We start from the raw sequence: 11,872 nt of genomic DNA, 5'->3' as shown, positions 1-11,872 counted from the left end.
AGCCGCGAAAGGGCCGGTACAGATTACTTGGATAGTCCAACCCAACCCCGCTTTCGTCCAACTTTACCGGCCAGCCTGTGACATACGCTGGCCACTCCCGCACGGAGGATCCACCCATGACTTTCCTGTTCAACCCGCCGGCCATTGTCAGCCTGCCGATTCGCGGCAGCGATGCGCGCTTTCCGGTCGGCCGGGTGTTCTGCCTGGGCCGCAACTACCCATGGCCGGAAACCTACGGCCCGGCGCCACAGGAGCCGGTGTTCTTCATGAAACCGGCAAGCAATGTGGTCGAGGCAGCGGGCGAGCTGCCCTTCCCGCCGCAGACCGACGAGTTCTGCCACGAAATCGAGCTGGTCGCGGCCATCGCCAAGGGCGGTGCCGACATCGCCCCGGCGCATGCCCTGGAACACGTGTTCGGCTTTGCCGCCGGCCTGGACATGACCCGTCGCGATCACCAGCGCAAGGCCAAGGCCGAGGGCCTGCCGTGGGAAGCGGCCAAGGTGTTCGAGGCCTCGGCACCCATGACTGCCATCGTCCCCGCCAGCGAATGCGCCTGGCCGCTGGATGCGGCGCTGTGGCTGCAGGTCAATGGCCAGGAGCGCCAGCGCGCCCACCTCAGCCAGCAGACCTGGGCACTGGCTGAAGTCATCAGCCGGCTGTCCCGCCAGCTACCGCTACGCCCGGGCGACCTGATCATGACCGGCAGCCCGCCCGGCGTGGCGCCGCTGAACCCGGGCGACACGATCCACGCCGGCATCGACGGTATCGGCGAACTGCACCTGCGCGTCGGCTTCCGCCCTGCCGGGCAAGCCGCCAACGCTGCCTGAATCCCTTGGAGTGACAAGATGAAGCAAAACAAGAGAATCGCCCTGGTCACCGGCGCCGGCAGCGGCATCGGCCGCGCTGTCGCCCTCGCCCTGCTGGAAGACGGCTTCAGCCTGGTGCTCGCCGGGCGTCGCCTCGAACCCCTGCAAGCAGTTGTCGAACAGGCGCAGGCAGCGGGCGGCGAAGCCATGGCCGTACCCACTGACGTGCGCGATGAACAGAGCGTCGCGCAGCTGTTCGCCACCCTCGAAGAAGTGCACGGCCGCCTGGACGTCATCTTCAACAATGCCGGCATCAATGCCCCCGCCGTACCGGTCGACGAGTTGCCGCTGGAAAGCTGGCGCAACGTCATCGCCACCAACGTCGACGGGGTGTTCCTCTGCGCCCGCGCCGCCTTCGGCCTGATGCGCCGCCAGCAGCCGCAAGGCGGGCGGATCATCAATAACGGCTCGATTTCGGCGCATACCCCACGCCCGTTCACCGCGCCCTACACCGCCAGCAAGCATGCGGTGCTGGGCCTGACCAAGGCACTGGCGCTGGATGGCCGGCCTTACAGCATCGTCTGCAGCCAGGTGGACATCGGCAACGCCCTGACCGAGCTCTCCGAACGCATGACCCGTGGTGTGCGCCAGGCCAATGGCGAGATCGCCGCCGAGCCGATGCTCGACGTGCGCCATGTGGCCGACGCGGTGCGCTACATCGCCGCGCTGCCGCTGGACGCCAACGTACTGAACATGACCGTGATGGCCAGCAACATGCCGTTCGTTGGCCGTGGCTGAACCTTGTCTTCGATGAACCTTGTCTTCGATGAGCCCTGTTCCTGATGGAGTGACCGATGAAACCAGAAGTGCTGCAACTTAGCCCGATCCTCATCCCGCAGATCCGTGAGCGCCTTGAACAGTTGTTCACCGTGCACCGCTACTACGAACAGGCCAACAAGGAAGCCTACGTCAGCCAGCATGCCGACAATATTCGCGGCGTGATCACCGGTGGCCACACCGGTATCAGCCAGGCACTGATGGCGCGCCTGCCGAACCTGGAAGTGATCGCGGTCAATGGGGTCGGCACCGACGCGATCGACCTGGCCTACGCCCGCGACCGCGGCATCCAGGTAACAGCGACCATCGGCGCCCTCACCGAAGATGTCGCCGACCTCGCCATCGGCCTGCTGATTGGCTTGTGCCGGGGTATCTGCACCGGTGACCGTTTCGTGCGCGCCGGCCATTGGGCCACCAGTGACACGCCGCTGGCGCCGTTGCCACTGGCCCGTCAGGTGTCGGGCATGCGCGTGGGCATTGTCGGCATGGGCCGGGTCGGCCGCGCGGTGGCGCAGCGGGCGGCCGCATTTGGTTGCCCGATTCGCTATACCGACCTGCAGGCGCTGGATGTGCCTTACGGGTTCGAGGCCGATCTGCTGCAACTGGCCAGGGACAGCGATGCGCTGATCCTTGCGGCAGCGGCCGACAAGGGTGAGGCGCTGATCAATCGCGACGTGCTGCGGGCGTTGGGCAGCGAGGCTTACCTGATCAACATCGCGCGCGGCAAGCTGGTGGATGAGCCCGCCTTGATCGCGGCGTTGCAGGCTGGCGAGATTGCGGGGGCGGCGCTGGATGTGTTTGCCGATGAACCGCGTGCGCCCGAGGCGTTGTTCGAGCGTGAGGATGTGGTGCTGCAGCCGCACCGCGCCAGCGCCACAGTGCAGACCCGCACGCGCATGGGTGAGATGGTGGTGGCCAGCCTGGTGGATGTGTTTGCCGGGCGCACGCCGCAGGGGTTGGTGATCTAGTCAGCTTGTGCTGGCCAACTGGGGCTGCTGTGCAGCCCATCGCCGGCAAGCCAGCTCCCACACCGACCGCATCGCATTCAAACCATGCGCCAACCTTATGGGGGCTGGCGACCGCATCGCATTCAAACCATGCGCCAACCTTATCGGGGTCTGGCGACCGCATTGCATTCAAGCCATGCGCCAACCTTATTGGGGGCTGGCGACCGCATTGCATTCAAGCCATGCGCCAACCTTGTGGGAGCCTGGCTTGCCGGCGATGGGCCGCAACGCGGCCCCAATAGCTGCGCTGCCGGAAATCAGGCGATAGCCAACTCCACTGCCCCACCATTCAACCGCACCGGCCATACCCGCAACCGCTGCCCGCCATCCTCCAGGCATTCCCCGCTCTGCAAGCTGAAGTGCTGCTTGTACAACGGCGCCGCCACCACCAGTTCCCCTTGCACGCTACCCACCAGCCCACGGCCGATGATGTTGGCGCCGGAGCGTGGGTCGCGGTTGTCCACCGCATACAGCGTTTGGGCTTGCCCAGGTAGATAGAACAGCGCCACCTGCGCACCGTCGAGCCACACCACCACGCCAGAATCGGCCACCAGGTCTCGCGCCTGGCACACCGCCTGCCAGTTTTCGCGGGTTTTCACAGCAGCATTGGACAGGTTCATCAGACAGCCTCCTCGACAGTAGGGATCAGGTGCAACGGCGCCGCCGGCCGGCGTTGTTCACGTTCGCGCACGAAGTGCACATCCGGGTCGGCGCGATGGTCGTTGACGAAGGTGCGGAAGCGCTTGAGCTTTTCCGGGTCGTTGAGGGCGTTGGCCCATTCGCATTCGTACTGCTCGACCACATGCTGCATCTGCGCTTCCAGCTCGCCGGCCAGGCCCAGGCTGTCGTCGATGACCACCTGCTTCAGGTAGTCCAGCCCGCCTTCCAGGTTCTCGCGCCACACCGACGTGCGCTGCAGCTTGTCGGCGGTGCGGATGTAGAACATCAGCACGCGGTCGATCAGGCGTACCAAGGTTTCGTCGTCAAGGTCGGTGGCGAACAGTTCGGCATGCCGCGGGCGCATGCCGCCGTTGCCGCACACGTACAGGTTCCAGCCCTTGTCGGTGGCGATCACGCCAATGTCCTTGCTCTGCGCCTCGGCGCACTCACGGGTGCAGCCCGACACGGCGAACTTGAGCTTGTGCGGGCTGCGCAGGCCTTTGTAGCGGTCTTCCAGGCGCAGGGCCATAGCGACGCTGTCCTGCACGCCGTAACGGCACCAGGTGCTGCCCACGCACGACTTCACCGTGCGGGTCGACTTGCCGTAGGCGTGGCCGGTTTCGAAACCGGCGTCAATCAGTTCGCCCCAGATCAGCGGCAGTTCGTGCAGCTGGGCGCCGAACAGGTCGATGCGCTGGCCACCGGTGATCTTGGTGTACAGGTCGTACTTCTTGGCCACCTGGCCGATGACGATGAGCTTGTCGGGGGTGATTTCACCGCCGGGGATGCGCGGCACCACCGAGTAGGTGCCGTTCTTCTGCATGTTGGCCATGAAGGTGTCGTTGGTGTCCTGCAGTGGCACCAGCGCCGGGTCCATGATCGGCTGGTTCCAGCACGAGGCAAGAATGTTGCCCACTGCCGGCTTGCAGATGTCACAGCCGGTGTGGCCTTTGCCATGGCGTTCGAGCAGCTCGCTGAAGGTACGGATGCCCTCTACCCGCACCAGGCCATACAGCTCCTGCCGGGTATAGGCGAAGTGCTCGCACAGGCTCTTGTCCACCGCCACGCCGCGGGCAGTCAGCGCGTGCTCGAATACTTGCTTGAGCAGGGCCGCGCAGCCCCCGCAGCCGGTCGCGGCCTTGGTGCAGCCCTTGACCGCCGCGAGGTCGCTGCAACCGCTGTCGATGGCGGCGCACACCGCGCCCTTGCTGACGTTGTGGCAGGAGCAGATGGTCGCGCTGTCGGGCAACGCATCGGCGCCCAGGGCCGGCGCGCCACCGCCTTGTGGCAGGATCAGCGCGGCCGGGTCGGCCGGCAGGGCGATGCCGTTCTGGGCGTACTGCAACAGAGTGTCGTAGTAGCTGTTATCGCCGACCAGCACCGCACCGAGCACGTGCTTGCCGCTGGCATCCACCACCAGGCGGCGATAAGCGCTGTTGGCTTCGTCGATGAAGCGGTAGCTGCGCGCCCCCGGGGTGGCACCATGGGCATCGCCGATCGAACCGACATCCACGCCCAGCAGCTTGAGCTTGGTCGACATGTCGGCGCCAGTAAACGCCACTGCCGCCTCGCCCATCAACAACGCCGCCAGGTTGCGCGCCATGCTGTAGCCCGGGGCGACCAGGCCGAACACGCTGCCGTTCCACGACGCACATTCGCCGATGGCGAAGATGCGCGGGTCGCTGCTGCGGCAATGGTTGTCGATGACCACGCCACCGCGCGCGGCGACTTCCAGGCCGCAGGCACGGCCCAGCGCATCCTGCGGGCGAATACCGGCGGAGAACACGATCAGGTCGGTTTCCAGGTACTCGCCGCCGTCGAAGTTCATGCGGTAGCGGTAGGCCTCACCTGCGCTGATCGACTGGGTGGCGCGCGACAGGTGTACACCCACGCCCAGCGCTTCGATCTGCGCCTTGAGCGCGGCACCGCCCTCGCCGTCCAACTGGACCGGCATCAGCCGTGGCGCAAACTCGACAACATGGGCTTCCAGGCCCAGCGACTTAAGCGCATTGGCGGCCTCCAGGCCGAGCAGGCCACCCCCGACCACCACGCCACGGCGCGCCTCGGTGGCGGCAGCGCGAATGCCGTCGAGGTCATCCAGGGTGCGGTAGACCAGGCGAGCATTGCCGCTGGAGCCTTCGATCGGCGGTACGAAGGGGTAGGAGCCGGTGGCCAGCACCAGCTGGTCGTAGCCGTAGCGGCCTTCGGCAGTGACCACCTCGCAGCGCTCGCGGTCGATTTCCAGCACCGCTTCGCCCAGGTGCAGGTGCACCCCGTGGGTGTTGTAGAAATCGTGTTCGCACAGGGCCAGGGTTTCGGCACAGCTGCCGCCGAAGTACTCGGACAAGTGCACACGGTCGTAGGCGCGCTGGGGCTCTTCGCCGAACACCCGCACCTCGAACTGCTGCAGGGCGCCGCGGCTGACCAGTTGCTCGACGCAATGGTGGCCGACCATGCCGTTGCCGATAATGACCAGTCGCTCTCGTTGCCCGCCGCTCGCTGTTGCCTTCATAAGCCGATCCTCGATCAAAAAAAAAGGCGCCTGGAGCCGAAGCTCCAGGCGCCTTTGCCTGTATTCATCACGGTAGGGGGCCCGGGTTGATCGCCGTTGATCAGTGGGCTTTGTTGTATCTGGGGTAAAGCAGGGAGTGTGCCAATCCTGTTTCCTGTGCTGGCCCTATCGCCGGCAAGCCAGCTCCCACAAGGTTCTCTACAAGTTTCGAGGGCAGTGTTGTACCTGTGGGAGCTGGCTTGCCGGCGATAGGGCCAGCACAGCACATGCACATTCCAAGTGCATCGCTCCCCATCAAGGTGCACTCAATACACATCCCGCCGATAACGCTTGGCCTTGCCTAATTCGTCGACATAAGCCGCAGCCGCCGCTGCATCCATCCCGCCATGCTCGGCCACAATCCCCCGCAGCGCCGCATCCACATCCTTGGCCATGCGCTGGGCATCGCCACACACATAGAAGTACGCCCCCGCCTGCAGCCACTGCCACAGCTGCGCGCCCTGTTCGAGCATGCGCTGCTGCACATAAATCTTCTCGGCCTGGTCACGGGAAAATGCCGTGTCCAGGCGCAAGTGCCCTGCTGCTTGCCAGGCCTGCAATTGCTCCCGGTAATAGAAATCGCTGGCCGCATACTGCTCGCCGAAGAACAGCCAGTTGCCCCCTTTCGCGCCGCGCGCCTCGCGCTCTTCGAGGAACGCGCGGAACGGCGCAATGCCGGTTCCAGGGCCAACCATGATCACCGGCACGCTGTCGTCCTCCGGCAAGCGGAAGTGCTTCGACACCTGCGGGAAGATCGCCACCTTAAGCGCCTGCGCACGGTCGGCCAAAAAGCTTGAGCACACGCCTTTGCGTTCGCCATAGCGCACCGTCGAAACAGTCAGGTGCACCTGCTGCGGGTGCGCCAGCGGGCTGGAACTGATTGAATAAAGACGCGGCTGCAACGGTTTGAGTAACGCCAGCCAACTGGCCAGTGGCAACTGCTGGGGGAAGGCGCGCAGCACGTCGGCCAGCTGCCGGCCCCACAGCCAGTCCTGCAGCTGGGCCTTGCACTCGGGCTGCAGCAAACGCTGCAGCTCGGGTGCAGGGTCGGCGAATGCCTGCAGTTGCTGTGGGGTGACCCTGGCAATTTCCAGATGGCTTTGCAGGGCCTCGGCCAGGGGCATGGCGGGCAGGCCTTTCAACTCGACCATGGCTTGGCCATCGAGCTGCATCAGCACCAGCAGTTCATCGACCAGGGCCGGGCAATTGCTCGGCCACACACCCAGGGCGTCACCGGCGCAATAGGTGAAGCCGCTGCCGCTCAGGTCGAACACCAGTTGCCGGGTTTCCTTGCTGGCGCCGGGGCCGTTGAGCAGGCGGTTTTCCAGCAGGCGGGCAGCCCAGGGTTGCTGCTTGCTGTAGGCCACCCTGGGTGCCGGCGCGCTGACCGGCTGCGGCGCAGCGTTGCTGCCCAGGGCCGGCAACAACGCCTCGAGCCAGCCGGCGAAGGCCTCGTCGAAGTCCGGCTCACAGTCCACCCGTTGCAGCAGGCGGCGCCCACCCAGCTCGGCCAGGCGCTGGTCGAGCTTGCGGCCAAAGCCGCAAAACTGGTCGTAACTGGAGTCGCCCAGGGCCAGCACGGCGTACGGCAGTTCGGCGCAATGGGCGCCCTGCTCGCCGTGCAAGGCCTGCCAGAACGTCGCCGCGCTGTCGGGCGCATCACCATCGCCAAAGGTACTGGCGATCAGTAGCACGCTGGCGGCGCCCTGAAGCTGCCGCGGGGTGACCGCCTGCATGCAGTTCAGCTGCACCTGCAGGCCTGCGCTGCGCAGGCGCTCGGCACAGCGTTCGGCCAGCAGCTCGCCGTTGCCGGTCTGCGAGGCCCACAGCACCTGATGCCGCGGCGCCGCCTGGGCGGCGACCGGTAATGCCGCCGGTTGCGCAAACAGCCCGGCCAGCAGGCCATCGACGAACAGGCGGCGGCTGGCAGCCAGCGGCGCACTGGCCGGCAGGCTGGGCACGCCTTCGGCGCGGGCCTGGTCCAGGCCCAGCAGAAAGCCTTGCAGGTAGTGGCGTTCTTCTTCGGCCAGCACCTGGGCTGGCAGGGCGTCCAGGCCAAGCAGACGGGACAGGGTAGCGGTCGGCATGCGGGCAGGCTCCGAAGTGGCAGGGTTCAGCTCAAGGGCGTCGATGCGTTCGCCGGCGACCCGCTCCAGGGCCACGGCGCAGTGCTTGAATGCAGGCTGCAGCGATAGCGGGTCGACCGCGTCGCAGGTCACGGCATTGATTGCCAGTTGCTCGCCGATAAGGTCGTTCCAGTGAAACGGTGCAAAGCAGTGACCCGGCATCACCCGGTCGCTGATACGGGCCGGCAACACGGCCTGGCCGCGGCGCGAGCGAATGGCCACTTGGTCCTTTTCGGCAATGCCCAGCCGGGCGGCATCTTCAGGGTGGACCTCGACGAAGGGGCCAGGCTCCAGCTTGTTCAGCGCCGGCACCTTGCCGGTCTTGGTCAGGGTGTGCCACTGGTGCTGCACACGGCCAGTGTTGAGCACCAGGGGGTAGTCGTCATCCGGCAACTCTGGTGCCGGCAACCAGGGCCGGGCGAAGAAGCGCGCCTTGCCGTTGGCAGTCGGGAAGGCCAGCAGCGGGCGCTCACCGTAGGCATCGAGCAGCAGCGCCTGGCTGCTGCCGTCATTGAGGTAGCGCAGCGGGCTGCGGTCGTGTTCGCGACCCGGCGCGCTGGGCCACTGCCGGGGTTGCTGGCGCAGCTCGGCATAGCCGATGCCGCGCAGGTCGTAGCCGGTTGCCGGGTTGTGGAAGCGGCGGATTTCTTCGTACACCGCTTCGGCGTCGGGGTAGTCGAAAGCATCGGCGTAACCCATGGCACAAGCCACGCGGGCGATGATCTGCCAATCCGGCAGGCTCTGCCCCGGCGGCTCGACAGCACGCGGCATCAAGGTCAGGTTGCGTTCGCTGTTGATCATCACGCCCTCGCCTTCGGCCCACAGCGCGGCGGGCAGCAGGATGTCGGCGTAGCGGTTGGTTTCGGTGTCGAGGAAGGCGTCCTGGGTGATCACCAGCTCGGCCTGGCGCAGGCCGTCGATCACTTGCTGGCGGTTGGCGACACTGGCCACCGGGTTGCTGCAGATGATCCAGCAGGCTTTCACCTCGCCGGTCTTCATCTGTTCGAACAGCGCCACCGTCCCCTCGCCGCCTTCGCTGCGCAGGCTGCCGGGTGCCAACTGCCACTGCTGTTCGACAAATGCGCGGTCTTGCGCCACCAGTGCCGAGCGCTGGCCTGGCAGGCCCGGGCCCATGTAGCCCATCTCGCGGCCGCCCATGGCATTGGGCTGGCCGGTCAGCGAGAACGGCCCGCTGCCGGGGCGGCAGATGGCGCCGGTGGCCAAATGCAGGTTGCAGATTGCATTGCTGTGCCAGGTGCCGTGGATGCTCTGGTTCAGGCCCATGGTCCAGCAGCTCATCCAGTTATTGGCGCTACCGATCCACTGCGCCGCCTGGATGATGTCGGCCTCGGCCAACCCGGTAATGGCGGCCACACGCTCAGGGGGGTAGTCGTCGAGGAAGGCGGACAGTTCGGCCCAGCCTTCGGTGTGGCGCGCAATGAAGTCGGGGTGGGTGTGGCCGTTACGCTGCAGCAGGTGCAACAGGCCGTTGAGCAAAGCCATATCACTGCCCGGGCGCACCTGCAGGAACAGGTCGGCCTTGTCGGCGGTGGCGCTGCGCCGTGGGTCGACGACGATCAGCTTGGCGCCGGCCTTGACCCGGTCGAGCAGGCGCAGGAACAGGATCGGGTGGCAGTCGGCCATGTTGGCGCCGATCACCAGGAACACGTCGGCGTGCTCGAAGTCCTGGTAGCTGCCGGGCGGGCCGTCGGCGCCGAGCGACAGCTTGTAGCCGCTGCCAGCGCTGGCCATGCACAGCCGCGAGTTGGACTCGATGTGGCGAGTGCGGATAAACCCTTTGGCCAGCTTGTTGGCCAGGTACTGGGCTTCCAGCGACATCTGCCCCGACACGTACAGCGCCACGGCGTCGGGGCCGTGCTGGTCGATGATGGCGCGCAGGCGAGCAGCGCTGACGGCGATGGCCTGGTCGATGCTGGTGCGCACCGGTTGCTGGCTGCGTTGCTGGCGCACATAGGCATCTTCCATGCGCCCGGCGGCCGTCAGGGGCACATGTGCGGTGAGGCCTTTGGTGCACAGGCGACCGAAGTTGCTGGGGTGCTGCTTGTCGCCGCTGATCTTGCCGACCTTGCCATCGGCAACGCTCATGACGATGCCGCAACCGACGCCGCAGTAAGGGCAAACGCTGCGCACTTCGCTGATGGCCATGGGCGGGCTCCTGTGGAAAACGCAAAAAGGCGCCGGCTGCCCCGGCTTGCTGAAGCAAGCGGGGCAACACGGCGCCTTTGTCGTGAGGTTTTGTGGGCTGTCGACGTTGATGGCCCGGAGTTCAGGAGAGTCAGCAATTAATGGGCCAGCTGTCTCACGCGGTCATTGTGGGAGCGGGCTTGTCCCGCGAATGGGGCCACGCCCTGCATGGCACCGGCTTCGCCGGTGTTCGCGGGACAAGCCCGCTCCCACAACGACCGTGCTCCGCGCACCATGCGGTGGCAACCCCACACCCCCAGGCGCTATGCTGGGGCACATTCCAGCATGAGCAACCGCCCTCCCCCCATGTCCCAGGTGATCCTCAAGACCCCCGCCCAACTCGACCTGATGCGCCGCGCCGGCCAACTGCTGGCCCAGGTGTTCGCCGACCTCGACAGCTTCATCCGCCCCGGCGTGACCACGATGCAGATCAACGACCGCGCCGAGGCGTTCATTGTCGAAACGCTAAAGGCACGACCAGCGAGCAAGGGCCAGTACGGTTTCCCCTACTCGCTGAATACCTCGGTGGACCATGTGGTGTGCCACGGCATGCCCAAGGCCGACGAAGTGTTGAAGGAAGGCTCGATCGTCAACGTCGATATCACCCTGGAACAGGGGGGCTACATTGCCGACTCGTCGAAGATGTACAGCATCGGACAGATCAGCGATGAAGCCCGGCGCCTGGTCGAAACCACCTATGACGCGCTGTGGAAAGGCATCGAGCAGGTGCGCCCTGGCGCAACGCTGGGCGATATCGGCCATGCCGTACAGGCCCATGCCGAGGCGGCGGGCTACAGCGTGGTGCGCGAGTACTGCGGGCATGGCATTGGCCAGCAGATGCATGAAGGGCCCGAGGTGCTGCACATTGGCCAGCGTGGCATGGGCATGAAGCTGAAGCCGGGCATGGTGTTTACCATCGAACCGATGATCAACCAGGGTGGGCGCGGTACCCGCGAATTGAAGGATGGCTGGACGGTGATTACCCGGGACCACAGCTTGTCAGCGCAGTGGGAGCATACGGTGGCGGTGACTGAGGATGGGTTTGAGGTGCTGACGCTGCGGGGAGAGGAGCTTCGCCGCTGAGAATGCCGGGGGCGCTTTGCGCCCCTTTCGCGACGCAAGGCCGCTCCTACAGGGGATTATGCGCAGTCAGCCAATGACGCGATCTCTTGTAGGAGCGGCCTTGTGTCGCGATTGGGCCGCAAAGCGGCCCCAAGGACTTCACAGGCAATGAGATCCTTCAAAATGCAGGCACAAAAAAAGCGACCCTAAGGTCGCTTTCTCTGTTACTTCCGGGTGTTCAGTGGGCCCTGGAAGTGGAATATGGCGCAGCGGACGGGACTCGAACCCGCGACCCCCGGCGTGACAGGCCGGTATTCTAACCGACTGAACTACCGCTGCGCTATACATCGAGTGGTGGGTGATGACGGGATCGAACCGCCGACCCTCTGCTTGTAAGGCAGATGCTCTCCCGGCTGAGCTAATCACCCATGTCTCTCGGTGTGGCGCGCATTCTACGGGCGGCTTGGCGCTCTGGCAAGCACTTATCGAAGATTTTTTACATTTAAATCAGCCCGTAAATCTCAGGCACAAAAAAAGCGACCCTAAGGTCGCTTTCTCTGTTACTTCCGGGTGTTCAGTGGGCCCTGGAAGTGGAATATGGCGCAGCGGACGGGACTC

At 65.5% G+C, this 11,872-nt stretch carries 7 protein-coding genes and 2 tRNA genes; 4 read left to right on the top strand and 5 right to left on the bottom strand.

Annotation, left to right across the window (positions count from 1 at the left end):
- The first annotated feature begins 116 nt into the window (after positions 1–116).
- Genes ACI2KG_RS23600 through ACI2KG_RS23590 form a run of 3 tightly spaced genes read left to right on the top strand, consistent with a single transcriptional unit; the run spans position 117 to position 2,611 of the window.
- The gene (locus ACI2KG_RS23600; protein WP_404663487.1) at positions 117–827 is read left to right on the top strand and encodes a fumarylacetoacetate hydrolase family protein; all 711 of its coding nucleotides are present in this window, start codon (positions 117–119) and stop codon (positions 825–827) included.
- Positions 828–845: 18 nt separating this feature from the next.
- Positions 846–1,604: an SDR family oxidoreductase gene (locus tag ACI2KG_RS23595; RefSeq protein WP_404663486.1), complete on the top strand. Its 759-nt coding sequence runs from the start codon at positions 846–848 to the stop codon at positions 1,602–1,604.
- A gap of 56 nt (positions 1,605–1,660) precedes the next feature.
- Positions 1,661–2,611, top strand: coding sequence for a 2-hydroxyacid dehydrogenase (locus tag ACI2KG_RS23590; RefSeq protein ID WP_404663485.1), 951 nt, complete (start codon positions 1,661–1,663; stop codon positions 2,609–2,611).
- A gap of 296 nt (positions 2,612–2,907) precedes the next feature.
- Here the strand turns inward: ACI2KG_RS23590 and nirD are convergent, their stop codons facing one another.
- From nirD to ACI2KG_RS23575, 3 genes are all read right to left on the bottom strand, one after another.
- Positions 2,908–3,270 carry a nitrite reductase small subunit NirD gene (gene nirD / locus ACI2KG_RS23585; protein WP_404663484.1) on the bottom strand — a complete coding sequence of 121 codons (363 nt, stop codon included), beginning with the start codon at positions 3,268–3,270 and terminating at the stop codon, positions 2,908–2,910.
- The gene (nirB, locus tag ACI2KG_RS23580) at positions 3,270–5,822 is read right to left on the bottom strand and encodes a nitrite reductase large subunit NirB (RefSeq protein WP_404663483.1); all 2,553 of its coding nucleotides are present in this window, start codon (positions 5,820–5,822) and stop codon (positions 3,270–3,272) included. The genes nirD and nirB overlap by 1 nt, the downstream gene beginning before the upstream one ends.
- Before the next feature lie 305 nt (positions 5,823–6,127).
- Positions 6,128–10,153, bottom strand: a complete 4,026-nt coding sequence (locus ACI2KG_RS23575; protein WP_404663482.1) for a molybdopterin-dependent oxidoreductase — start codon at positions 10,151–10,153, stop codon at positions 6,128–6,130.
- A gap of 273 nt (positions 10,154–10,426) precedes the next feature.
- Between ACI2KG_RS23575 and map the strand changes: the two genes are divergently transcribed.
- Complete coding sequence (gene map, locus ACI2KG_RS23570) at positions 10,427–11,275, top strand: type I methionyl aminopeptidase (RefSeq protein ID WP_404663481.1); 849 nt, start codon at positions 10,427–10,429, stop codon at positions 11,273–11,275.
- 241 nt (positions 11,276–11,516) lie between these two features.
- Here the strand turns inward: map and ACI2KG_RS23565 are convergent.
- Positions 11,517–11,593: transfer RNA gene (locus tag ACI2KG_RS23565), tRNA-Asp, on the bottom strand.
- Between the two features lie 13 nt (positions 11,594–11,606).
- Positions 11,607–11,682: transfer RNA gene (locus ACI2KG_RS23560), tRNA-Val, on the bottom strand.
- Between the last annotated feature and the right edge of the window lie 190 nt (positions 11,683–11,872).

The organism is Pseudomonas sp. NPDC089407, assembly GCF_044900445.1.
Lineage (GTDB): Bacteria > Pseudomonadota > Gammaproteobacteria > Pseudomonadales > Pseudomonadaceae > Aquipseudomonas.
This window is presented reverse-complemented; position numbering and strand designations above follow the sequence as displayed.

What these genes read in the sequence shown, in the direction of transcription:
- nirD (WP_404663484.1), bottom strand. Translation starts at nt 3,270, where the DNA reads ATGAACCTGTCCAATGCTGCTGTGAAAACCCGCGAAAACTGGCAGGCG.
- ACI2KG_RS23600 (WP_404663487.1), top strand. Translation starts at nt 117, where the DNA reads ATGACTTTCCTGTTCAACCCGCCGGCCATTGTCAGCCTGCCGATTCGC.
- nirB (WP_404663483.1), bottom strand. Translation starts at nt 5,822, where the DNA reads ATGAAGGCAACAGCGAGCGGCGGGCAACGAGAGCGACTGGTCATTATC.
- ACI2KG_RS23590 (WP_404663485.1), top strand. Translation starts at nt 1,661, where the DNA reads ATGAAACCAGAAGTGCTGCAACTTAGCCCGATCCTCATCCCGCAGATC.
- map (WP_404663481.1), top strand. Translation starts at nt 10,427, where the DNA reads ATGCGGTGGCAACCCCACACCCCCAGGCGCTATGCTGGGGCACATTCC.
- ACI2KG_RS23575 (WP_404663482.1), bottom strand. Translation starts at nt 10,153, where the DNA reads ATGGCCATCAGCGAAGTGCGCAGCGTTTGCCCTTACTGCGGCGTCGGT.
- ACI2KG_RS23595 (WP_404663486.1), top strand. Translation starts at nt 846, where the DNA reads ATGAAGCAAAACAAGAGAATCGCCCTGGTCACCGGCGCCGGCAGCGGC.